This is a genomic window from Pedobacter sp. GW822-FHT03F06 (assembly GCF_058801365.1).
On record NZ_JBXANE010000013.1, the window covers coordinates 103,343 to 128,484 of the forward strand.

A 25,142-nucleotide genomic window follows, 5' to 3' on the forward strand; every position below is an offset into this window, starting at 1 on the left:
GCAGCATATTTCCTGTTCTATTGCTCACATGAACCATTTCTCTCATCAATACGCTTAACTATAAAAGAAAGCACCTTTGCATAGGCCACATAAGCTACAAACACAAAGAATCCAAGTTGCAGTGCCGAATTGTTGGCCGTAACAGTAGTTAGCGTATCGTTTTTGATATTTAAGCCGGAGAGCTGGCTTTTAAGTATTCCGTTTAGGCCGATATAGGTCATTGCGATACCCACTACCATTACATCAGCCATATCCCATTTGCCGAGATCGAATGCCATAAACCGCAGTACTTTCTGGCTACCGAAAAGATGTCCGCAGGATACGTGTACTCCTCTTGCCACAATACGGAGCAGCGGCAATATCACAACAAATAAGAGCAACAATGCACCAACGAGTACGGCATCGGGTTTAGGCTGCTCAATTAATGTCCCTATAATTCCCAGTATGCTTTTGCTCTGGAAAAAAAGCACTTGATTACTAAAAGCAATTTTATCGCCTAAAAGACCAAATTCGAGTGACTGGATGCGCGCATCAACTTCTATAATCGGCGAGGTAACGCCAACAGTAAGCAAAATCACCGCAAACAACAGCGACATGATAAATAGTGGTACATGCAACTGTACCGATTTTCTTAAAAAAAGCCATAATATGAGTGCAATAGCTACGCAGCCCAGCATCCCCAACCCACATTGATAAGTCTCTTTTTTGATCTGTGCAAGCCTTGAGTTTACTAAACGGTCATACGCGGTTGCATTAGCAACATGATACTTATGGTAGATATTCTGCTCTACAGTGGTAATGGTGGTATCGGTACTGTCGTAGGTCTGATTTTCCAGCTCATCTAACTTACTCGTTGCTACATTTTTAAGCCTTTTCAGGCTTGTTGGACTGGTAATTTTAGACACAATAGTTTTCGCAAAAGAAGGAACCTGGGCATGAAGCTCATCAACATCAACAAAACTGTTAAAGGCCAATTTTTTCAGTTTACCGCCAAGGGTTTTCTGAGGCTTGGTAATCTCTGAAACTGCCTTGTTTACCAATCCATGCAGCTCTTTTTCAACCTCCTTGCGCATGTCTTTTTTCTGCTTTGCAGTTAAGTTGAATCCTTTTACCCTTCTGTCAACAACTGCCGAAATTTTTTCTCCCCACCGGTCAACCGAGAATATTCCAAAAGTAATATTGTTCGACAAGCTGTAATCTTCTTTGATCCGTTTCTGTTCGTAAGAAAGTGAATGGAAGCGGTAGCCAAAATAGGCCTCGCCCAGCAAAAGGATGCTGAGGCCAACGATCAGTGCAAGTGGTGCAACCCAGTTCTTTTTTGTGTGGATATTTTTAGGGGTATGTGTTGTTGCCATAATAAATCAGTCAGCTTTAGAAAACGGGTTAGTGAGCATCATGTGGGGTAATAAACTTCAATATTGTAGAAAGAATGAGGCCATAAAGTACAAAACTGATGAATATGATGTATCCGGGCTGCAATGCCGTATTATTGGTGGTTAAGATGGTAAGTGAATCGTTTTTGATATTGAGTGCCTGGAGCTGACCTTCGAGCAGGCCGTTTAGTCCGATGTAAGCCATTAGGATAGCGATTACAATTACATCGGCCATACTCCACTTGCCCGATTGGAAAGCGAAGTACTTAACAATCCCATTTTCAGCCAAACGTTTACTGCCCAAAAGATGCACCCCTGTTGAGCTCAGTTTAACTACCGGGAAAAGGATGCTAAATACCAATATCAGCACCCCTACCAGGATAGAATCAATTCCGGGCTGGCTAATAAGCACCCTCACTACATCCATAATACTTTTACTCTGAAAAAACAGCACCTGATCTTTAAAAACCACATGCTCGCCAAGCAGCACAAAATCGAGCGAACGGATCCGGGCATCCACCTCGATCATCGAGGCGGTAAGGCCTACGAAAAGGAGAATGAACGCAAACAGCAGCGACATTACAAAAAGTGTAATATGAAGATCTCTGCGTTTGCGGAGCCCCCACCAAAAACCAAGAACAACCACTACGCAGGCGAGCATACCAAAGGAATAGCCATAAGTTTTTGTGCGGATATCGGCGAGTGAGGCACTGAGCTTTTTATTCAGCAGCACGGTAGAGGATACCTGGTATTTACGGTACATCGCCTTTACAGAAGCGCCGTTTGCAACGAAGGCACTGTCGAGCTTTTCCTCGTTGGCCAATTCGTTAAACTCGCCCATGGCCATTTTACTTAATTGCCTCTTGTTCTTAGGATTATCCACCTCGGCTATAATTTTCCTGGCAAAACCGGGCACCTGCGCCCGTATGCTATCAGCGTTCACAAAATTACGGATCGCAAATTTCTGGATCTTTCCGCTTAAAGTCTTTTTTGGCTTATTCACTAAGGCTTCTGCCTTATTAATGAGCGCAAGCAGCACCTGCTCTACTTCTGTTTGTAATATTTTTTTTTGTTTTCTGGTCATCTTCAGGTTGCGGACCTGGTGATGCACAATCCTGGATACATTGTTCTTCCATTGCTGCACCGAAAACAGCCCATAGGTAATGTTGTTGATATCAGCATAATCTTCCTTAATGCGCTCCTGCTGATCAGAAAGCTCGTGCAGCCTAAATCCGAAATAAGCCTCCGTGCCCAGGAGCATGGAAAGGGAGAGGACGAGCAGAAATTTGGGCAGCAGGGACTTTCGACGCCCTGTATTTTTTTTATGTGTTTCCAAGCCTATCGGTTTACGCGGTTTATATCAATTTTTATCTGTTTCCCCTGCCCAAACCAATAGCAGCGCTTTAATATGCGCTTACCGATCGGAATATCAGGCCTAATATTGGCAGATAAAACCAACAACACACAAAAAAAGTTTTTGAAAGGTGAAAATATAGCCCAGCAGTTGTTTGAAGGCTGTATTAAATCATTTCATATTAGAATCCCTGTATTTAAACATCCGCCCAGTTAGGTAAATTTCATGAGCTAAATTAATTCAAACAGATTTACTGATCGCTTGTTAAATGATATATCTCATTTTGATCTGATCCGAAATATTATGAAAGAGGAAAATATAAAAAAAACTGCCAGGATATTGTTGGGCGTAGGTTTGATTACTGCCGGAATCGGTCATCTGACTTTTGCGCGTAAACCTTTCCAGGCGCAGGTACCAGATTGGGTTCCTTTAAAAAAAGATGATACAGTAGTATATTCGGGTTTTGTCGAAATTGCATTGGGCGCGGCCTTAGTGCTAGCGCCCAAAAAATATGAAGATTTAGTAGGTAAGGTATCCGCAGGATTATTTGTTGGCGTATTCCCTGGGAATATTTCACAGTACACTCATAAACGCAGCGCCTTCGGCCTTAATACTGATAGTAAACGTTTTTTACGCTTATTTTTTCAACCAGTATTGGTTTATTGGGCATTAAAATCTACACAAAAATCTAAAATCAGCCTTTAGCAAGCATGTCTATTTTTTTCACCACATCGATCAAACGGCTGCTGTAACCAAATTCGTTATCGTACCAGCCCACTACTTTAACCAGATCGCCAACGATAGAGGTTAATAGCGAATCGAAAATACAGGAATGTGGATTGTCAATAATATCGACTGATACAATTGGATCTTCAGTATACTCTATAAGACCTTTCAATTCGTTTTGTGCAGCGTATTTAAAAGCTGCATTAATTTCTTCAATACTTGTCTTCTTCTTTAGCAAACAGGTAAAATCGGTTAACGATCCGTTTAAAACCGGAACCCTGATTCCTGCCCCACCTAAACGGCCATCCAGTTCAGGAAAAATATGGGTAATGGCTTTTGCTGCTCCTGTTGTAGTTGGAATAATGGAAGATGAAGCTGCCCTTGCACGGCGCAGGTCCTTATGGTTCGCATCGTGCAGATTCTGATCGCCTGTCATCGAATGGATGGTCGTAATATAACCTTCTTCTACCCCCCAGTTATCGTTCAAAATCTTAATCATCGGAGCAATATTATTCGTTGTACAACTGGCATTTGATAGTACTGTGCTCTTTAGATCGATCTGATGGTCGTTTACACCCAATACGACCATCGGAATATCATCTGCCGCCGGGGCTGAGATGAGCACCTGTTTTGCGCCTGATGTAATGTGTTTTTCGGCCAATGACTTGGTTAAATTTTTACCTGTACAATCGATAACCAGATCCACCCTAAGTGCCGACCAAGGCAATTCATCGGCATCCTTGATAGCAAAAACCGGAATAGAAAGCTGATTGATGACCAATGCATCAGGTTTTGCAGAAACACTACCTGCAAAAACACCATGAACAGTATCGTACTTAAATAGATGAGCCATCGTTTTGGCATCTGCCAGGTCGTTAATGGCCACTACTTCAAACCCCTCAGCCAATGCTAAGCGTAAAAATGTTCTTCCTATTCTACCAAAACCATTTATTGCCAGCCTCATTATTATAAAAATTAGAGCGCAAAATTAGTATTTATTTATCAAAGCAAAGACCTCATTATATAAGATGGAAAAGGGATGATGAAACCTTATTGTAGCGGTTATCCTTTTTCTTAAAAAGTCAATTTTGCTTCTTTTTTTAAGGCAATCGCCATGTTGAATTTATTTCAGCATCTATCCTATTATTAAATATTCTGCTTGGCACCACAAAAGATAGAAGGGAAAAGAAAGATCGCAGCAACCGTAAGCCTACAATGCTTTACTAAAAAAGTAAAATTAACTTTAAGCGTGCAAAGTCTCCTACTTTTTTAAATAATAGGGTTCTTTTTTAGGAGCGCAAAGCCTATACAGCTATTAATGTTTGTTCCCGTTCTTCGCTATATCCCTATGCTGCGCTCCGGGGATGCCGCTGCGACCGGGGCTGGTTACTTCTAATCTGCAAGGAAACCGATACAAAGCTGCCCATGGTTTTGTGCTACAGACCCTGGTTAAATAAACCTTATTGTAGCGGCTATCCTTTTTGTTGCAGCAACAACAACATCCTGCTAACCTCCACAAAAAGATAGGAACGGAAAAAAGGACTGCCCAAACCGATACGCATTATACGTGCTTTACTAAAAAAGTAAAATTTAATTTTCTGGAGCGCAAAATTACCTGTTTTTATAATCAGGTTCTTTTTTTGGAGCGCAAAGCCTGTACAGCTATGAATACTTATTACCTGCCTCTCTTTTTAAGCAGGCTTAAGGTGAGCAAGCAATTAAATACGATGCAGAGACCGATAATGAGCAAAATCAATACAAAATTTCCAAGACGCTGAAGGAAAATGGTGGCCGCTATTGTAGCCAGATTAAACCCCGCAGTAGAAATTACGATCCAGCTGGGCTTAAACCCTAACTGCTCTAAACGGTGGTGGATGTGGTTCCGGTCTCCCTTAAACGGAGAACTTCCTTTTAAAATACGGATGGTAAAAACTCTTAATGAGTCGAAAATGGGTACAATCAGTATGGCTACTGCTATTGCTGGCGCAGAATAAAAAGCAGGTTTATTTTCACCTGTAAACTTATTGAGTTCTATAAACTTAATGGCCAGGGCAGCAGAAATAAGCCCGATGATCAGTGCGCCTGTATCGCCCATAAATATTTTAGCAGGAAACCAATTGTATTTTAAAAAGCCTGCGATCGCACCCGCAAGGGCAAAGGCTATAAATGCATACGGTATTTGTCCCATCAAAGAAAACAAAATACCGAAAGCCAAGCTTGTTAAAATGCCGATTCCACCTGCCAATCCGTCAATGCCATCTATTAAATTGAATGCATTATTCAGGAAAATAATTAATGCAATCGAAAAAAGGCTTCCCCATAAGGGCGGCATATCTGCTATACCCAATACACCGTACAAACTTGTTAAACGAAAGGCACCAAAAAAAACCAGGATAAAGGCTACTACGATCTGCAGAACAAATTTTGTACTGGTATTGGTTCCATAAACATCGTCTTTTAAACCAAGTGCCGCAAGGATAATGCACGATGCGATTAAAAAATTAGCCTCTTTAAAATTAATAATGGCCGAAAAAAGCAAGATACATACGGTAAAACTACCTACAATGGCCAAACCACCTAAACGTGAAATATTGCGTTTATGGTTTTTACGGTAAAGGTCATTCTTATCAAAAAGGCCATATTTTAACGAAGTATAGATTATACTTGGAATACTGATAATTACGATTGAAAAAGCCAAAATAAATATGGCTATAGAGAAATAGTCAGGGCTGGTATTCAGAATATCTTTTAGCAAAACTTATAGGGACTTGCAAGCAAATATAACTATACTTAGCTAAACAAAATTGAGCTATAAAATGTTTGACATGACATATATCAAAATAATCAATTTACGTCATACTAAACAGACAAAAAAAAGCTCTAAACCTTAAACCGCCAAGCAACAAACAAGTGCTAAAGTGCTGTTTATTAACACTAAAACTGACTGATTTTGCTTAACTTTTTCTGCAACAATACCCAAAAAGGCAAGGGCATCTTATTCCTTTTTAAAGCTTTATAATCATTAACAAAGGCAGAGACCCTGCTCATCACAGATTGGTTACTTACCCCTCCCATACGCATATTCACCATTAAGATGGGCAGGTAAACCGCTTCTATTTTATGGGTATAAAAGTAACGTAGTATTAATTCGTAATCGGCAGCAGTACCCAGATCTAAGGCATAATCGCCGTTTTTTTCAAACAAAGATCTTTTCAAATACAGTGTAGGGTGAGCGGGCATCCAGCCTTTTTTAAGATCCTGAAAAGTGTTTTGCCGTGATTTCCAGGTCCTGATCGTTTTAAATGTTGTGGCATGGATATAATTGAGGTCGCCATAAAGTCCATCTATCTTCGGCTGATCGATAAAGGTTTTGGCAACTGAGGCCAATACATCAGGACTGGCAAACAGATCATCTGCATTTAAGATTCCGATCACCTCTCCTGTTGCCCTCTGGATCCCTTTATTAATGGCATCGTATAAACCTTTATCTTTTTCTGAAACAAAATAATCAATCGCAGATTGGTTCTCCTGAATAATATTCAACGTTCGGTCTGTCGATCCCCCGTCAATCACCAGGTATTCTACATCAGGATAAGTTTGCGCCATTACAGAATTAAAGCATTCCTGTAAAAATGCTTCACCATTGTAAACGACAGTAATAAGGGATATCTTCATGGTTACCAAACGGGGTTTTCGGCTTTTTTAAGCTGAAAATGTGGTAAAGATAAAGAATAGCTTTACATATACCGAATGGTCCCCTATTCGAGTTAACAAAGATGATTTATGGTTTATTTCTTCTTCTGATTATGAACACACCGAAGAGACCTGCGGCGGCGCCAAGGGTCCAGGAGTAGTCGTCGAGGTTGCATTCTACCATGGTATATGTGCCAACATATCCCTGAAGCATCGCTCCAGATTGACACCCATTTACAAGACCTAAAAAAAATGTATAATTTGTACATACCCCACAATTGAAAGATCCAGTAGGTGTAGGTGTCCAGGAGCAGTAATTGCTACTTAAAGCAGCTCCAGATGTATAAAGATAAGAATCATTCCCTCCTAACAGTAGCTTCAAAATATCATTCACCAAAGCATTTTCCTTAGTTTGGTAAACGACATTTGTAGATGGGACTAAACAACCAGTAGCTGATCCCTGAGCAAGTGCACCAACAGTATTTAAGAAAAACAAGAATATAATAGCTAGTAAGCGCCCCTTCATTTCATATCGATACTGATTCGATATAAAATTAGTCAGCTTTCATTGGGGATTCGTTGTTCCTTTTGTTCAATACTGTATGTTACCGACGACAAAAAACAACAAGAGTAATTGCTTATAGTACTATATATGAATTGATATTTTTTTACGAATTATGATGAAACCAAAAACTCCAGAAGAGCATATGATAAATGGCATGTAATCATCAATGGGTAAATTATTTGGCTGGCTGGCACAGGGATAACTTGGATCTGCATCGGAATAATATGCGGGATCGTTATACCTATAATCGACCTCAGTTCCTTCATTTCCGCTGCCGCTAATAAAGTTTGGAGAATAAGAAGTGGCAGTTGCACACCTTGTACTGTAGGTTGCAGTAATTTCATTTGCTGCGTTATAGGATACGGTAGAATTTGTAGCAGATACATATCTGGTACCTGCTGGATATACATTTATATAGCCACATCTATATCCGCTGTAGCCATTACCTGTAATTATGGGTACAATAGGAGCATTGGCTTGATAAATGCGAACAGATTGACTAGGGTCACTATTGTAAATAGCAGTTCCTAAAAATTGCGTTGCTACAGAACTTCCCAGATTGCAGCCCCGCCCAGTGACTTGACAAAATGATGGTGACATAAATAAGAAAAACAAAACTGTAGACAAGACGGTTAAAGAGAGATATTTCGACATTATTGTTTGGTACTAATGGGTGCACATACGTAACTCCCACCATTTGAGATGTTCTGCGACATTTTTTATAATAATAGACAACTAAAGTTTGGAGATAAGTGATGATATAAACCAAACACAAAACTCCAATAATCGTAAGATTAATATTACAAAATTAACCAAAAAAGTATAATTAAACTACCAATGGAATGAATATGACACGCTCATTCCACGCTATAATTAGTCAAAAATGGCCCCAGGAAGCACTAAAACAAAGAAAAAGTAAGAATTCGCTTGAAAAATAATCAGAAATCCTTGACAATTGTCATGAACAAAATGAATAAGACAAGTTCAATATTGGTTAAAAACGATTTAAGACAAGCTATAATTACTTGCCCAACATACCGCTTGTTTTCTGATTACAAAAAAGCCTAAGGCGGCCAGAGCCAATATCATATAGGGTATATAATCATCTATGGGGCACTGATAAAAGTTTTGAGCTAACACCCCCCCATACCATTGAGTAGAAGTACCCCTTACAACACATTGTCTTGTTGAATTGGGTATCGGATCTCTGTAACAGGAGTAACTGACAGCTACACTAGCACCCAAACCATCATAAACAGGAAGCCCCTGAATATCAGCACTCTCTGTTGTAGGTACCGAATAACTTGTAAGCGTTGTGTAAACGTTCGGGAATGAAGCAACCGCCCCATAAGGGAATACAATTATACATCCTGCTGGATTAGTCTGCGCAATAGCCGAAAAGGACGATAGTACAAAAATGAAAAGCACTAAATTCTTAGCTTTAAATAACATAGATGGGGACGACGCTGGATGATTCCGTACTACAAACATAAACAAAATAAAGTTAATAATACTAACAAATCTATTTAATCATACAAATTAAACTATCCATATACTTATTAATAAGTAATGAAAAGATTTTTTTAATAAAAAATTATTCAAATGGAGGTATTATGTTGTAATCGGTGAGCCATCGACCATGGAGGAGGTTTTTACACAAATGTACCTGATTTAGCAAAAAAGCTAGGCAGAATTAGAATGAATTAAGAAATTTTTACTGGAGCAACCAGTAGATATCGGCATCATTGAATAAATGTTTTCTGTTTCGAATGAATATACGCCAAGTAATCTCATTGAGAACATTAAGGACCAAGCGTAACCGTCTATCTGACAATCTACAGCGTAATTATATTCTGTATAGGTAGGGATAATACAAACAAAAAAGAAAATTGCACCGCCGCGTTGGTAGTAATTGATTCTCCAGAAGCACAGTAAAAATTTAAAAAATCTCGACCACGAGTATAAGACGCGTATTTTCCGGTCGTTTAAATTATTTTAATTAAACGCAAAAAATAAATAAGGGGTATAAGCTAACCAATCAAACCAAGTAACATTCTGTTTCTTACAAAACCTGCTCCTAAACAGCTTGCGAGTAAAACAAAAAAAGGTAAATAGGTATCAATAGGACATTGAATGTGGTTCTGCAGTAATAATCCACCATAAACAGTGCCTATAGTACATTCTCTTGTTAAAGTACTTGCTGGCTCGGTGGGCCAGCACCCAAAAGGTAAACTGACAGGGGTTCCGCCATAATTTGGACCAAACGTTCCCGTTCCACCTAAAGGTGTAGGATAATAAACTGCATCAAAACCTGGCCCATAATATTTTATGCAACCAGTTTGGTCTCTTGCTGTTGTAGAAGAGACAAGGCATAAAATAGATGCAAAAAGCACCAGTATTTTTTTCATAATAGGGATAGAGACATAATTTTAAAATCATCACAAACCTAGTTAAAATCGTAGTAGTAAAACTACAACAACAAACAATATTGTTGATATTTATCAATGCAAAAATAATGCGTAAAAAACTAACTCCATTTTTTATTGTTTGCCGATTTTAAACAAATGGCGTTAAAAAACGTTGTTAATTAGGTATTAACTAATAACATTGATAATAATGGACAATAAAACTATACCTTATTCATCGCCTCCTTAAAAGACAATAAGTAAATCTTACTTTTCAGTTTATTTTTTTTTAAGCATCTTTAACCCATATTTTAATCATCTTTAACTATATCTTGCGTGTAAGCCATTGCACAAACCTATTTCCTCATCCAAATTATGATCCCAACAAAAGCAATATTAAAATCTGTCTGTATTTTATTCATTTGCTCAATTTTTTTAGGTTGTGCTGCCCGAAAGGAACATAGCTTGTTTAATGCACCAAGCGATATTGTTACCGACACCATTAAACAGGTATATGTAGTAAACGATCAGGGCATTAGTGATGCTTACTACAAAATAAAGGTTAATGATCAATTGGCCATCCGAAATGTGCAAAACAAAGAGTTTGGCGCTTCAGCTTCTTCTAGCAACCCAAGTGGTAACCAAAATGTAGTAGCTGGCAGTATCAATGGTACCTTATCTTATCTGGTCGATCTGGATGGTAAAGTAAATTTACCGGCTATCGGAAAAGTTGAGGTAGTGGGACTGAGCAGAAGGGATGCTGCCATTAAAATACAGGATTTATATGCAAAGCAATTGTTGCGCGATCCAATTATTGAGTTGAGTGTAGTAAATTTAAAAGTTACTCTACTTGGCGAATTTAGTAGGCAGGGCAATTTTTTGCTTGAGCGGGAAAATACTACACTGATTGACATTATTGGCGAGGCAGGCGGCATTAACAAAAGTGCAGATCCTAAAACCCTTAAAATTATCCGTGGGGATCGGAGCCATCCAGAAATTATCTACGTTAACTTAAACGATATTAACAGCTTGGCCAGTAAAAAGCTGATTCTTCAGAACAATGACATTATTGTACTTCAACAAACCAAGAGCTCGGCGCTGACCGAAAAACTAACAAGCGTAAACAACATCGTGCAGCCACTGCTTGTTGTAGTTAATTTAGCTGTATTAATCTTTACCCTTACACGCTAATGGAGAATACGACATCAACCGAAAGCAAAAAATTAGCCAGCCAAACCATAAACTACTGGAAAATAGCCTTAATTTTTTTAAGTAGGTGGTATTGGGTTGCAGGAACTGTATTGATTAGTTTTGTTATGGCTTGGCTTTACGTTAGAAGCATCACGCCTATTTATATTACTTCAGCATCATTAAAACTAGATAGCGACCAGCAACAGCAAATGTCGGCTTTGCCAACTTCGCCTGTAAACTACCGTCCTTTTAACCAAAACCAGATTCAAACCGAAGGTATTATCATGCGTTCGGAAGATGTAATCTTAAATGCAATAAAAAATCTTGATTATAAAATAAGTTACTATTTAGAGGGAAGGGTAAGGGTGACTGAGCTTTATCCGAAAAAACCTTTTTTAATTGATATTTTAACGCAGGATTCTGTTAATTTCAGTAGGTCAACCTACTCAGTTAAGCCTGTTGATAACCGCACATTTGAACTATCAAGTAGCGACGACAATAACAAAACCGTAAAAAAATATAACTATGGCCAGGCCATCAATTTAGGGAATATGGTTTTTACAGTTAAAACTGAGATTCCGCAGGCAGGTAATTATAGTTTTAAATTTAATGGTGCAAGAGATTTATATGGACGCGCTGTTGGTGGACTGAATGTATTTGAACAGGAAAAAAACACCAATATCATGGGTGTAACCCATACTGATAGCAACCCTGTTTTTTCGGCTGACATACTTAATGAAATCATTAAACAATATGTAAAAAATGATGCCCAGCTAAAGAAAAGATCGGCCAAACAAACCATCGATTACCTGGATAGCCAGATTGCATTTTTAGATGCACAGGTAAGCAAATCGGGCAACAAGCTTTCGAGTTTTCAAAGCGATAATAAATTAATCGATCCGGCCAGCGACCGTCAGCTTGGAAATTCGAAGCTTATTAATTTACAAAATCAGATTGCAGAATTGCAATTACAGGAACTGGGCATTCAACAGTTAGAAACACAGGTAAAAAACAATAAAGAGCGGATTCAGCTTAATCTAAATCTCGAAGGCACAAATAGCACATTATTAACTGGTTTAATTACCCAGCTTAACGGCCTGATCATAAACAGGGAGAACAAATTACAGAATTTCAACGCCGATGCCCAACCGATCAAGGATATTAACCGGCAGATTAACGAGGTAAAACAAGCCATTGTGACCAATATCCGCTTATTGCATGAGCGAAATCAAAAAACCATCAGTTATATTAACGGGCAAATTAGCCAGGCGAACCAGGCACTTGGCAGCATCCCAGCCAAACAAAATGATTTTGCCAAACTGCAAAGTAACTTCGATATTAATCAACGCATGTTTTCAATGCTGTTTGAGCGGAAATTGTCGGCACAGATCAGCTCGGCAGCAGTAATTTCAGGTGCTACAATTATTAGCGCAGCACAGCCTTCATTTTATCCAATCTCCCCTATTCCAAAAAAAATATACTCTTCGTATTTATTTATGGGACTGTTTTCGGGCCTTGGATTAATTTTACTTGTAAGGATATTAAACCCTTACCTTTACGACATAGAAACCATCGAAGGATTAACCACAACCCCGATAATTGGTGTAATTCTAAAATATCCTAAAAAAGTTGAGCTTGGAGAAAGTGTTTTATCAATAGAAAAGCCAAAATCCATATTTGCAGAATCAGTTAGATCTGTTCGTACCAACCTGAGCTTTATGGCCAGTGACCAGCCAAACAAAGTAATCTGTATTACTTCTGAAGTTTCTGGCGAAGGCAAATCATTTGTAAGCTTAAACCTGGCCGGAACATTATCAATTATTGATAAAAAAGTAATTCTTATTGCGGCAGATTTACGAAAATCCAAATTGCATCATGCCTTTGGTTCTGACAACCACCTTGGTTTGAGTAATTATTTATCAAAACAGGCTGATTTAACCGAAATTATCTTTTCAGATGAGAAACACGGGATTGATTATATCACTTCGGGTCCGGTTCCGCCAAACCCTTCAGAGCTGCTGCATAATAAAGCAATGGAAACGCTCATCGAAAAACTTAGGGAAAAGTATGAATATATTATCGTTGATACTGCGCCCGTAGGTTTGGTATCGGATTCGATACCGCTCATTAGAAAGGCCGATATCAATCTTTTTATTATTCGCTCGGGCGTTTCTAAGTTCAGGGCAGCAACCATTCCTGATCGTTTGTCAAAAGAATACGGCCTTAACAATATTGCCATCATATTAAACTCTTTTGGGGATGAGAAACTGCATGCAAATATTTACACCACCAATTATGCCCATGGTAATACCGGAACTTATTATTACTCTAATTATACCGGCTACGGAAAAAGTGGTTATTATGATAATGAAAGGAGTTGGTGGGAATTTTGGAAGAAAAAATAGATGGGAAACGGCAATGAATAGAGCAGAAATAAACAGGTGTTAATTGATTAATTATTGAAAGCAGCTAGTTGTTATAATTAATGAATGGAAAGCAGTTACCCAGCTTATACTATTAACTAAATGATAGATCAAAATTACAGGTGGTATCCGGTTTATACACGTTCGAGAGCAGAAAAAAAGGCGAATGAAGAATTGAACAGGAAAGGAATCCAAACTTATTTACCTCTTAAAAAGGCCGTTAAGCAATGGAGCGACCGTAAAAAAATCGTCGAAGAGCCCTTGATTAAATCTTATCTATTTGCGTATATTTCGGCCAGAGAATATGCAGAAGTTTTGATGACCAATGGTGTTGCCAAATTTATTTATTTCTCCAGCCAAATCGCTTCTATTCCTGATCAACAAATCCATGACCTTAAGCTCTTGCTCGCTACAGATGCCGATCTGGAACTCATTGATTATGACATTAAACCAGGTGAAAGCGTATTGATTAAAGCCGGACCTTTTAAAGGCATAATTGCCGAATTGGTATCAGTGCAGAACAAACAGCGTATTATTTTACGTTTACAAAATATGGGTTATTCGATTAATATTAATACATCGATAGCATTTGTAGAACCACTTTAGGGAGTCGTGAGATTTGAGACCTGAGATGGGAGATTTGAGAGAGGGCTCAGCAAGATATATAAAAAAATAATCAGTTCATTTTGAAAATAAGATGTGACTGAGGGGGCGAAGCTGTATCCGGTGCAGAATAAATAGTCCAAATTTTGCTCAATAAATAACAATGTGTCGCATAGCAGGCATTATCAATAGCAAGAATTCTTTCGAAAAGGTTAATCAACAGGTTAAAGCCATGTGCGATAGTATGCAACATGGCGGGCCAGATGATCATGGTATTTATGCTGCTGAAAAAGCGCCCCTATGTTTAGGTAACCGCAGGCTGGCTATTTTAGATTTGAGTTCAAATGGACATCAACCGATGGTAAGCCATAAAGAAGACCTTGTGATCACTTATAATGGTGAAATTTATAATTATAAGCAGATTAGGACTGAATTAATTAATTTAGGCTATATTTTTAAAACACAAACAGATACAGAGGTAATCCTTTACGCCTATCAGCATTGGCGAGAAAAAGCTTTCGAAAAACTAGATGGCATTTTTGCATGCTGCATTTTTGATAAACGGGAACAATGTGTGTACCTGGTCCGGGATCAAAACGGAATAAAACCGCTTTATTATCATTTTGCTAACCAAACTTTAACTTTTGCATCAGAAGTAAAGGCATTCAAACATGCTGATATCTATCAGGAAAATGATAATTGGCGAATCTACTATCTTGCATTTGGCCATATCCCCGAACCTTATACTACACTTAAAAATGTATGTAGCCTGGGCAAAGGCTGCTTTCTGAAATATAACATCAGAAGCGCTGAACATCTTATTCAATCGTACCATGAGTTTGAAAGCACATCTTACATTAACAATGAAAGCTACGCTATAGAAAGAATCCGCGAACAACTTAGCCATTCTATCAAACAGCAGATGATTTCTGATGTTGATATAGGTGTACTATTCAGTGGTGGCCTCGATTCGAGCATCATTACGATACTGGCCAATCAATATAATAACAAACGGTTATCCAGTATTTCTGCCAATTTTAATGAAATAGATTTTTCCGAAAAAAAACAGCGGAATAGCCTGCTTCAAAAAATAAATATTCAAAAAATTGAACAGCTTATTACTTATCGCGATTTCGCACAGAATTTCGAAACCGTTTTAGCTGATATGGATCAACCTACAAATGATGGTATTAATACCTGGTTTGTGTGTAAAACAGCAAAAGAGCAAGGTATAAAAGTGTTACTATCGGGTTTAGGTGCCGATGAGCTTTTTGGAGGATACCCCTCTTTTGATCGGATCCATAAAATACAAAACCTAAATTGGCTGAGTAAAAGCGTTTTACGGAGCATGCGTTTCTCCAACAACACCAAATTTAAACGGCTATATTACCTTAGCTTAAACTCACCCATTGGCGAATACCTCTGCCTCCGGGGCGTTTACTCGCCTGATGTAATTGCAGAACTATTAGAAATCGATATGAAAACGGTTATCAATTGCCTGGAAGATATCCCGCTTCACCCCGGGATAAAAAAAACCAGTAACGAAACAAGAGCGAGCTGGTTTGAATTTAACATGTACATGCAAAATCAGTTGTTAAAGGATACCGATTTTATGAGCATGAGTCATGGTGTTGAAGTAAGGGTTCCGTTTCTAGACCGTAATTTTGTCGATCTGGTTCTTTCCATCTCAACAGACATAAAGTTTAATTACGAACAGAAAAAAAAACTCTTGGTCGAAGCATACAAAGAAGATCTGCCTGTAGAAACCTGGAAAAGACGGAAAATGGGTTTTACTTTTCCATTTCAGGAATGGATGAGAAAAAGCTGCGATATTGCCGATCCATCACGATATGCAAATAAACGTGCAAAATCGCTCATAAAAAACTTTGGAGAAAACAAATTGCACTGGAGTTCTGCCCTAGCCTTATACAGAATATATCATGCCGATTAAGGTTTTATTTTTAACCCTTAAAACTTTTAGTTTTACTGGTGGCATTGAAAAGGTTTGCAGAAGTTTATCCCGTGTGTTATACGATTTAAGCGAGGAAGAGCTTGTTCAATCGACAGTATATTCCATGTATGATAAAAATACCGACCGCGATTCCAGGTACTTGAGCAAACACCAGTTTCGAGGTTTTAATGGAAACAAAGAACGCTTTGTGATTCAATCTTTTTTAAGCGGATTAAAAGCAGACGTAATTTTGTTAAGCCATATCCATTTGATCAACATTGTCTATTTCATCAAAAAAATACATCCCCATAAAAGAATCTATTTATTGGCACATGGTATAGAAATTTGGAAAAAGCTATCCGATTCCAAGCTCAAAATGTTAAACCAGTTGGATAAGATTATTTGTGTAAGTCATTTTACTGCCGATAAAATTATGGAAATGCATCACATTCCTGCAGATCACATTGAAGTATTAAACAATTGTCTTGACCCCTTTTATTATCTGCCTGCCCAGTTCGAAAAACCACAGCGTTTATTGGATCGCTACCATTTAAATCGCGAAAACTTAGTGCTATTTTCGCTGTCCCGCTTATCTTCTTCAGAGAAGTACAAAGGATACGACCACACCATTGAACTATTGCCACAACTCTTGGAGAAATACCCAAACCTGATTTACCTATTGGGTGGAAAATGGGATACTGTGGAAAAGAAACGGCTAGAAGATTTAATTGCAAAGAACCAACTTCAAGATCATATCAGAATGATCGGTTTTATTGATGAAGCTGAACTTACCGAACATTTCTTATTGTCTGATCTTTTTATTTTACCCAGTAAAAAAGAAGGTTTCGGCATTGTATTCATCGAAGCCCTGGCCAGTGGCCTCAGGGTAATTGCCGGCAATAAAGATGGCAGTGTAGATGCGCTTCAAAACGGGGCGCTTGGTGTATTGGTTGATCCTGATGATCGGCAAGAAATGCTAAGCAGTATCTACAATTTATTAAGGCATGCTCAAACCGAGGGTGAGAAAAAAAATCTTCAAGAAAAATGCATGGAGGCGTTTGGATATACACACTATCTTCAGTCGGTAAAGAGCTTAATTTTAAATGGCTCAATTAATCATACAGAATCTAATAAGGATCAAAACATGCAGATAAATAAACTTAATAGCTATGGTTAAGGAAGAAGAGCAATGGACCATTGAGGCAAAATCATCCCTATTCGACCTAAAACTGCATGAAGTTTGGGCCTATCGGGATTTGTTGGTACTATTGGTTAGGAGAGATTTTGTTTCATTCTATAAACAAACCATTTTAGGGCCGCTCTGGTTTTTTATTCAACCCCTGTTTACCACCATCATCTTTACCTTTATTTTTGGCAACCTTGCAGGCATATCAACTGATGGTTTACCAAAACCCCTATTTTACATGGCTGGCATTACCGCATGGAACTATTTTGCAGATTGTTTAACCAAAACATCATCTGTGTTTAGAGATAATGCAGGGATTTTTGGCAAAGTGTATTTTCCACGGTTAATTATGCCATTAAGTATAGTGGTGAGCAATCTGGTTCGTTTTGGCGTGCAAATGCTCTTATTTCTAATTTTAATGGCCTATTATTATTTTTTAGGTGCTAATTTTAGTGTCAGTTGGGCAATTGGCTTATTCCCTTTTATTGTACTGTTAATGGCTTTATTGGGCTTGGGTACGGGAATGATTATCTCTGCCATGACTACCAAATACAGAGATTTGGCTTTCCTGATCAGCTTTGGCGTGCAGTTGCTGATGTACGCCACAACGGTAATTTATCCCTTATCCGAAGCAATTAAAAAATATCCGGAATATGCTTGGATTATTAAATACAACCCAATGACGCCAATTATCGAAACCTTCAGATACGGTTTTTTAGGCGAAGGAAGTTTTAGCTGGTTTAGTTTGGGTTATGCTGCCGTAGTTACCGCAATGCTATTGCTGGTAGGCACATTTATTTTTAATAAGGTAGAACGGAATTTTGTAGATACGGTGTAAGAAGATAGAAGTTTGGGTTTAGTATGCAACGTTTACGGATTAAAGTTGAGTTTTAACAAAACTTTTATATTCATAGCAATAATCCCTTGTTTATTTCATTTATAAAAAAGGATATGCATACTTACTCGTTTAAAAAATTAGAAGTCTGGCAACTATCCAGATCATTTAGAAAAGACATTTATCAACTAATACTAAAGTTCCCAAAGGAAGAAACCTTTGGCTTAACGAGCCAGATTAAAAGATCGGTTAGTAGTATTGGGGCATGCTTAGCCGAAGGATCAGGAAAAATCACAGTGAAAGACAAAGCGCATTATACCAATATGGCTTATACCACTACACTCGAAACACTAAATTACCTAATTGCAGCAATGGATTTTGATTATATATCCAATGAAGGTATTTATTGTGTCGATCTAAAATAGTAAACATAAAGATTAAGCTGACCGGACTTAGAAATTCGCAGATCAATGCAAAAACTTGAGAAATATAAGTTTCACCATATTAACCTCTAAACACTAACTTCCTTGTCAAATATCGCTATAAAAGTAGAAGATTTAAGTAAAGCATATCAACTGGGTCAGATTGGCACTGGTACAATTAGCCGTGATCTGGAGCGCTGGTATGCACGCATCCGCGGTAAAGAAGATCCATTTTTGCGGATCGGGGAAAGTAATGACCAAAATACCAAAAGTGAAAGCGATGTTGTATGGAGCTTAAAAGATATTAATTTCGAAATTGAACAAGGTGATGCTGTAGGTATTATTGGTAGAAATGGGGCCGGCAAAAGCACGTTGCTCAAAATATTGAGTAAAGTAACCGCTCCTACTACCGGTAAAATATCGGGCAAAGGAAGAATAGCAAGTCTGCTTGAAGTTGGAACAGGTTTCCATCCGGAACTTAGTGGTCGTGAAAATATATTTCTCAATGGCGCTATTTTAGGCATGCGTAAAAAAGAAATTCAACGTAAGCTAGAAGAGATTGTAGATTTTGCAGGTATAGAACGTTATTTAGATACACCAGTAAAAAGATACAGCTCTGGCATGTATGTTCGCTTGGCCTTTGCCGTTGCCGCACATTTAGAAAGTGAAATATTAATCGTAGATGAAGTACTTGCTGTTGGTGACGCAGAATTTCAAAAGAAGTGTTTAGGCAAAATGGGAGAAGTGAGCAAGGGTGAAGGAAGAACGGTATTGTTTGTAAGCCATAATATGCATGCTATCCTTGAATTATGTACTAAGGGAATTGTACTCGAAAAAGGTGTAATGGCCAATGTTTCTGTTATAAACAAGGCTGTAGAATATTATCAGAAAAATCAGGTCCAATATTTAAGCAGTTTATGGGTCAGGAAGGAAAAACCTTATAATCCTTCTTTTTCAAGAATAGAAATTGAACTGGAAGGTGAACAACCAAACCTAACCTTACACATTAAATTTACCATTGATAGCCAAATAGATTTCCCACCGGCATTTGTAAACTTCAGCATTAAAAATAGTCTTGGAGCCATCATTTTACATGCATACCCATCTTTAGAGCAATTTATTTTTTACGGCGGTCAACCGAAAACATACCAATGCCAGATGCAACTAAGCAACTTAATTCCCGATCAGTACGGTCTGGAGGCTTGGCTAGGCGCTGGCGAACATGAGGTATTTGATTGGGTATCTAACGAATTGGGATTTGAAATATTTGAGGCGCCAATGATCAATAGAACAATTCCGTTCTATCCCCAGCATGGATCTATTGTTGCACCATCGTTTTTAAAATAATTAACTTTATGTCGCTGGCCCCAATCATATTATTTGTTTATAACCGTGTATTAAACACCGAACGTTTGCTCGATTCTTTGATGGCAAACCAGCTTGCTAAACACTCAATTTTATATATTTATTGCGACGGTGCCAAGAAAAATGCTGATTCAACCGAGATTAAGAAGATTAACGCTGTAAGAGAATTTGTAAAAAGTAAAAATTGGTGTAAAGAAACCCATGTCGTAGAAGCTGAAACGAATCTGGGTTGCGCACCCTCAATTATTAAAGGCGTAACTGAAGTAATCAATAAACACGGTAAAATTATCGTTTTAGAAGACGACTTAATCATTTCGTCATTCTTTTTAGATTTCATGAATGATGCTTTAAATCTATATGAGAATCATCCAAAAGTTTCATCAATCGGGGCATGTAATTTTTTTGCCAATGGTGCTAAATATCCAAAATCATTCTTTTTACCATATCCAGATTGTTTAGGTTGGGCTACCTGGGGTTATAGATGGAGTGCCTATGAATATAATGGGCAAAAATTATTGGATGAACTAAAAAGCAAAAAACTGATAAAAAAATTCAACAGTAACGGTGCTTTTGATATGGAGGGATTATTAATCGCACAAATAAATAATGCGGTTTCTGCATGGGATGTTCAATGGACAGCAACTTGTGTGTTAAATGATTGGTTAACGCTGTATCCAAACGAATCTATCTCCCAACACCTCTATTTAAATGATGCAACCCATTCTACCTTTAATGTATTACCTCCGCTATTGCAAAATAAAATAGACTTGATAAAACAGGAGGTAAAAATAGATCCTCAGGTTTTAAAAGCAATGAGGTTGGGGTATAGTGGTAAAGGTGATTTTTATGGCAATAAATTGCCAGTAAAAATAAATAGGGCATATTTTGTTAAGCTTTATAAGCATTACCAAAACGACTTTAAAAAATCTACCCGAAAAATACTCAAACAAGTTGTTCCTAAGCATTTAGTTAAAATGATTAGGAAACTTAAAAAAACTACCGAATTTGCATGGTTTACACCCTACCCGAGCTGGGAAGAAGCAAAAAAAGCATCAACAGGATATGATGCACAAAATATTTTAGAAAAATGCAAAAATGCGCTCTTAAAGGTCCGTGATGGCGAAGCAGTATACGAACGGGATTCTGTTATTTTTGACGAAATTCAATACAGTTGGGGGCTTTTGGCAGGTTTACAAAAAGCTGCACTTGCCAATAACAATGAGCTTTGCATCATTGATTTTGGTGGCTCTTTAGGATCAACCTATTATCAGAACAAAAAATTCCTTCAAGATGTAAAAAAGATAATTTGGTGCATTGTTGAACAACCTCATTTTGTTGAAGCGGGAAAACATTTTTTTGAAAATGAAGATTTAAAATTTTATTCAAACATAGAAGATTGCTTAAAAGAACAAAAACCCAATGTTTTAATATTAAGTAGTGTTTTACAATACCTGGAAAACCCTTACGAATGGGTTGATAAATTTATTTCTTATCAAATACCTTTCATTATTTTCGATCGCACAGCCATCGTTATAGATTACGAAGATATGATCTGTCTTCAACAGGTACCAGCAGAAATTCATGAAGCAAGCTATCCCTGCTGGTTCTTTAATAAAGAAAAATTATTGGCACACTTCGAAAAAACATATGATTTTTTGGGTGCTTTCGACAATGGTTTCATGCCACCATCAATGCTTGAAAATAAAAAATTAATTTGGGAAGGATTTATACTTAAAAAATGGCATATCTAAATCTAGGATGCGGAAATCATTTTTCGCCCGACGAAATATGGACCAATCTGGACTTTATCAGTACGGATAAACATGTGATTCCGCATAATTTACTAAAAGGAATTCCAATGCCAGATGAATCATTTGAGGTTGTTTACCATTCTCATGTCCTTGAACACTTCACCAGGCCTGATGGTTTTAAATTTCTAGCCGAATGTTACCGGGTTTTAGCGCCAAATGGTATTATCAGAATTGCGGTTCCCGATCTGGAGCAAATTGCAAGAAACTACCTTAAATTTTTGGATAGCGGGCTGCAAGATGAGCAAAATGAACAAACCAGGGCCAACTACGAATGGATGTTATTGGAGATGTACGATCAAACCGTTAGAAATTACGGTGGCGGCAACATGGCTAATTATCTCTTTCAGGATGAGATCATAAATGAAACATTTGTTTTCCAACGCATTGGCGAAGAGGGGAAAGCTTTAAGAAATTACGTTGTTAACGGTGTAACTACAGCATCACCAAAAAAAAGAAGATCACTGATCGATTTGGGAAAAGCAGTGGTACGAAGATTAAATCCATTCAAAATGAAAGCCCAGGATCAAACAGCACTACAAATTGGCCGTTTCAGATTAGGAGGCGAAATACACCAATGGATGTACGACCGCTATTCTTTAAGTCATTTACTTAAAACTTTAGGATTCTCAAATGTAACCGTAACCAACGCCTTTACCAGCAATATTCCCAATTGGGTAGGTTATGAACTGGATGGGAAAGACGGTGAAGTTCGAAAACCGGATTCTTTATTTATTGAAGCTATTAAAAAACCATGAACTTTGCCACTCTTTTCGATATCAATTACTTAAGTAGGGGCTTATGTTTAATTGATTCGTTAACCCGGGTTTTGAAGCAGGACTATCAGCTTTACATTTTAGCATTAGATGAAGAAACCGCAAGCTATTTTTACAACCAAAATAACCCTCAGCTTGTTGTTATTTCATTGCCTGAAATAGAAAAAAAATATCCCGATTTATTAATCGCTAAAAACAACAGGAATAAGGTCGAATACTATTTTACTTTAAGCCCAGTTTTACCATTTTATATATTAGAAACCTATCCAGATTGCGAAAGAATAACAACACTTGATGCTGATATTTACTTTTTTTCTAATCCATCGGTAATTTTAACCCACTTTCAAAAAGACGACATACTCATCACACCGCACGATTTTTCTTCTAACCTTCTATTTTTAGAAAACTATGGCCGGTACAATGTTAGTTTCCAGTCTTTTCCAAACACAACAGATGCCAAAATCTTGCTCCAAGATTGGATGAAAAAGTGTTTAACATGGTGTAAAGATGTTCTTGATCCTGTTACCGGTTATTTTGCCGACCAGAAATATTTGGACAGATGGAAAATAGATTTTAAAAACGTTTGCGATATTGATTTAAAAACCGCTGGAAGAGCACCCTGGAATATAAACGAAACCCCTTTACACTTAAAACAAGGAAAATTATTGGTAAATGGCCAGCCCCTAATTTATTATCATTTTCATCATTTAAGGATATATGATCATTTTATTGCGCACGGTATTAATTTATACGGGCCGGCAAAAGTTAACAGGGAAGTTAGAAAGCTTTATCGCACTTATATTTTAGACCTGAAAAAGAACAGCAAATTTATTAAAACCGTGAGCGACAATCAAGTTATCCGGTACAATTCCCCTACCCAATCCAGCTCCCTGCTTTCTACTATGTGGCAAAGAGAATTGGGTGCAATATATATCCTTCAAATGGTGATCTTTTTTAACCTAACTTATATCAAGCGGGTTTACAGATATCTTTTAAAAAAGAAAAATGGCCTATTTAATTGATTTAAAAACATTTACCGATGAGCGGGGAAACCTCACTGTAATTGAAAAAAATATACCTTTTGATATCAGGCGGATCTTTTATATTTATGGTGTTGATAAATCAATAAGGGGCGGACATCGACATTATAAAACTATACAGGCTGCTATTTGCATCCAAGGAAGTTGCCGGATTTTTAACAACAACGGTAATGTGAGTGAATACTTTACATTAGATGCGCCTGATAAATGCTTAATTATTAAAGAAGAAGATTGGCATAAAATGGATCAGTTTAGCGAAGATGCAATATTGATGGTGCTCGCTTCTGAGTATTTCGACGCATCTGATTACATTTACGAACCTTATTTATGATTGAATACGAAAACCTTGCATTGGTAAATAAACCTTATCAGGAGAAATTTGCTGCTGTTTTTAATAATTTCTTAAACAAAGGATGGTATGTACTGGGCGAGCAGGTAAGCCTCTTCGAAGATGAATTTGCCTCCTATTGCGGCAGCAGATACTGTATCGGGCTTGCATCAGGTTTAGACGCGCTTTACCTGTCGTTAATAGCATTAAATCTTCCAAAAAACGCAGAGGTTATTGTACCTTCCAATACCTATATAGCTACGATTTTAAGCATCATTAACGCTGGTTTAAAACCTGTATTGGTAGAGCCCAGAATAGAAACTTACAATATTAACCCCGATTTACTTCCACAATATATTACCAAAAATACCAGAGCACTAATGGTAGTGCATCTGTATGGAAAATCTTGTGAAATGGAAAAGATAATGGAAATTGCCAACCACTATCAAATCCCTGTTATCGAAGATTGTGCACAGGCACACGGAGCGCACATTAACCAAAAAAAAGTGGGTACCTGGGGCAAATTTGGCGCTTTTAGCTTTTACCCAACAAAAAATCTTGGTGCATTGGGAGATGCTGGAGCAATCGTTACGGATGATGAGGATTTGGCTTTAACATTAAAAGCACTCAGGAATTACGGCTCCCACCAAAAATATTATAATGATTATGTTGGTGTTAATAGCAGATTAGATGAACTACAAGCAGCTTTTTTAAGAATTAAACTTAAAGATTTAGATCAATCAAATCAGCATAAAAAAGAACTGGCCAATGCCTACTTCAGTTCCATAAGTAATAAACAATTAACATTGCCGGTAAGGCAGGAAGGTTTTTATGATGTTCACCACATTTTTAACCTACGTCTTAAACAGAGAGACGAGCTGAAGTTATTTTTATTTAAAAATGGGATTAAAACTGAAATTCATTATCCTGTAGCACCGCACCATCAAAAAGGTTATCAAAAATTTTTCAAAGGTTTATCGTTTCCTATTTCAGAGTTGATACATCAAACCACCTTAAGTTTACCGATCTCGAATTCGCTAACAAAAGAAAATGTAATTCAAATTTCTGATAAAATAAATGCCTTTAACATCTCTTAGC

At 37.6% G+C, this 25,142-nt stretch carries 22 protein-coding genes; 14 read left to right on the plus strand and 8 right to left on the minus strand.

What is annotated here, in order from left to right:
• Positions 1-17: 17 nt before the first annotated feature.
• On the minus strand, positions 18-1,355 hold the full coding sequence (locus AC1RJ8_RS20830) for a paraquat-inducible protein A (protein WP_492955460.1): 1,338 nt from the start codon (positions 1,353-1,355) through the stop codon (positions 18-20).
• 28 nt (positions 1,356-1,383) lie between these two features.
• Entirely contained in the window at positions 1,384-2,634 is a 1,251-nt protein-coding gene (locus AC1RJ8_RS20835; RefSeq protein WP_492955461.1) for a paraquat-inducible protein A, read from the minus strand.
• Positions 2,635-3,030: 396 nt separating this feature from the next.
• Between AC1RJ8_RS20835 and AC1RJ8_RS20840 the strand changes: the two genes are divergently transcribed.
• Positions 3,031-3,432: a DoxX family protein gene (locus AC1RJ8_RS20840; protein ID WP_492955462.1), complete on the plus strand. Its 402-nt coding sequence runs from the start codon at positions 3,031-3,033 to the stop codon at positions 3,430-3,432.
• Here AC1RJ8_RS20840 and gap read toward each other — a convergent pair.
• The 6 genes from gap to AC1RJ8_RS20870 form a co-directional block, all read right to left on the minus strand.
• Positions 3,422-4,417 (minus strand): type I glyceraldehyde-3-phosphate dehydrogenase, encoded by a 996-nt coding sequence (gap, locus tag AC1RJ8_RS20845; protein WP_492955463.1) that lies wholly within the window; start codon positions 4,415-4,417, stop codon positions 3,422-3,424. The two genes, AC1RJ8_RS20840 and gap, sit on opposite strands and share 11 nt — an antisense overlap.
• A 711-nt stretch (positions 4,418-5,128) precedes the next feature.
• The gene (locus tag AC1RJ8_RS20850) at positions 5,129-6,208 is read right to left on the minus strand and encodes an MraY family glycosyltransferase (protein ID WP_492955464.1); all 1,080 of its coding nucleotides are present in this window, start codon (positions 6,206-6,208) and stop codon (positions 5,129-5,131) included.
• 179 nt (positions 6,209-6,387) lie between these two features.
• Positions 6,388-7,128 (minus strand): glycosyltransferase family 2 protein, encoded by a 741-nt coding sequence (locus tag AC1RJ8_RS20855; RefSeq protein ID WP_492955465.1) that lies wholly within the window; start codon positions 7,126-7,128, stop codon positions 6,388-6,390.
• 664 nt (positions 7,129-7,792) lie between these two features.
• The gene (locus tag AC1RJ8_RS20860; protein ID WP_492955466.1) at positions 7,793-8,365 is read right to left on the minus strand and encodes a hypothetical protein; all 573 of its coding nucleotides are present in this window, start codon (positions 8,363-8,365) and stop codon (positions 7,793-7,795) included.
• 351 nt (positions 8,366-8,716) lie between these two features.
• Positions 8,717-9,139 carry a hypothetical protein gene (locus AC1RJ8_RS20865; protein ID WP_492962927.1) on the minus strand — a complete coding sequence of 141 codons (423 nt, stop codon included), beginning with the start codon at positions 9,137-9,139 and terminating at the stop codon, positions 8,717-8,719.
• Between the two features lie 602 nt (positions 9,140-9,741).
• Positions 9,742-10,119 carry a hypothetical protein gene (locus tag AC1RJ8_RS20870; protein WP_492955468.1) on the minus strand — a complete coding sequence of 126 codons (378 nt, stop codon included), beginning with the start codon at positions 10,117-10,119 and terminating at the stop codon, positions 9,742-9,744.
• Positions 10,120-10,491: 372 nt separating this feature from the next.
• Between AC1RJ8_RS20870 and AC1RJ8_RS20875 the strand changes: the two genes are divergently transcribed.
• The 13 genes from AC1RJ8_RS20875 (at position 10,492) to AC1RJ8_RS20935 (ending at position 25,141) form a co-directional block, all read left to right on the plus strand.
• Positions 10,492-11,307, plus strand: coding sequence for a polysaccharide biosynthesis/export family protein (locus AC1RJ8_RS20875; protein ID WP_492955469.1), 816 nt, complete (start codon positions 10,492-10,494; stop codon positions 11,305-11,307).
• The gene (locus tag AC1RJ8_RS20880; protein WP_492955470.1) at positions 11,307-13,712 is read left to right on the plus strand and encodes a GumC family protein; all 2,406 of its coding nucleotides are present in this window, start codon (positions 11,307-11,309) and stop codon (positions 13,710-13,712) included. Before AC1RJ8_RS20875 ends, AC1RJ8_RS20880 begins: the two co-directional genes overlap by 1 nt.
• A 120-nt stretch (positions 13,713-13,832) precedes the next feature.
• Positions 13,833-14,336 (plus strand): UpxY family transcription antiterminator, encoded by a 504-nt coding sequence (locus tag AC1RJ8_RS20885; RefSeq protein WP_492955471.1) that lies wholly within the window; start codon positions 13,833-13,835, stop codon positions 14,334-14,336.
• Between the two features lie 160 nt (positions 14,337-14,496).
• Complete coding sequence (gene asnB, locus AC1RJ8_RS20890) at positions 14,497-16,284, plus strand: asparagine synthase (glutamine-hydrolyzing) (RefSeq protein WP_492955472.1); 1,788 nt, start codon at positions 14,497-14,499, stop codon at positions 16,282-16,284.
• Positions 16,274-17,461 (plus strand): glycosyltransferase family 4 protein, encoded by a 1,188-nt coding sequence (locus AC1RJ8_RS20895; RefSeq protein WP_492955473.1) that lies wholly within the window; start codon positions 16,274-16,276, stop codon positions 17,459-17,461. The genes asnB and AC1RJ8_RS20895 overlap by 11 nt, the downstream gene beginning before the upstream one ends.
• On the plus strand, positions 17,454-18,308 hold the full coding sequence (locus AC1RJ8_RS20900; RefSeq protein ID WP_492955474.1) for an ABC transporter permease: 855 nt from the start codon (positions 17,454-17,456) through the stop codon (positions 18,306-18,308). Before AC1RJ8_RS20895 ends, AC1RJ8_RS20900 begins: the two co-directional genes overlap by 8 nt.
• A gap of 113 nt (positions 18,309-18,421) precedes the next feature.
• Complete coding sequence (locus AC1RJ8_RS20905) at positions 18,422-18,730, plus strand: four helix bundle protein (RefSeq protein ID WP_492955475.1); 309 nt, start codon at positions 18,422-18,424, stop codon at positions 18,728-18,730.
• Between the two features lie 102 nt (positions 18,731-18,832).
• Complete coding sequence (locus AC1RJ8_RS20910; RefSeq protein WP_492955476.1) at positions 18,833-20,074, plus strand: ABC transporter ATP-binding protein; 1,242 nt, start codon at positions 18,833-18,835, stop codon at positions 20,072-20,074.
• Positions 20,075-20,082: 8 nt separating this feature from the next.
• Entirely contained in the window at positions 20,083-21,843 is a 1,761-nt protein-coding gene (locus tag AC1RJ8_RS20915; RefSeq protein ID WP_492955477.1) for a TIGR04325 family methyltransferase, read from the plus strand.
• The gene (locus AC1RJ8_RS20920) at positions 21,831-22,658 is read left to right on the plus strand and encodes a class I SAM-dependent methyltransferase (RefSeq protein ID WP_492955478.1); all 828 of its coding nucleotides are present in this window, start codon (positions 21,831-21,833) and stop codon (positions 22,656-22,658) included. Before AC1RJ8_RS20915 ends, AC1RJ8_RS20920 begins: the two co-directional genes overlap by 13 nt.
• A complete protein-coding gene (locus AC1RJ8_RS20925; RefSeq protein ID WP_492955479.1) occupies positions 22,655-23,698 on the plus strand; it encodes a hypothetical protein in 1,044 nt (347 codons plus the stop codon). Before AC1RJ8_RS20920 ends, AC1RJ8_RS20925 begins: the two co-directional genes overlap by 4 nt.
• A complete protein-coding gene (locus AC1RJ8_RS20930) occupies positions 23,682-24,047 on the plus strand; it encodes a sugar 3,4-ketoisomerase (RefSeq protein WP_492955480.1) in 366 nt (121 codons plus the stop codon). Before AC1RJ8_RS20925 ends, AC1RJ8_RS20930 begins: the two co-directional genes overlap by 17 nt.
• Entirely contained in the window at positions 24,044-25,141 is a 1,098-nt protein-coding gene (locus tag AC1RJ8_RS20935; RefSeq protein ID WP_492955481.1) for a DegT/DnrJ/EryC1/StrS family aminotransferase, read from the plus strand. The genes AC1RJ8_RS20930 and AC1RJ8_RS20935 overlap by 4 nt, the downstream gene beginning before the upstream one ends.
• The last annotated feature ends 1 nt before the right edge of the window (position 25,142 follow it).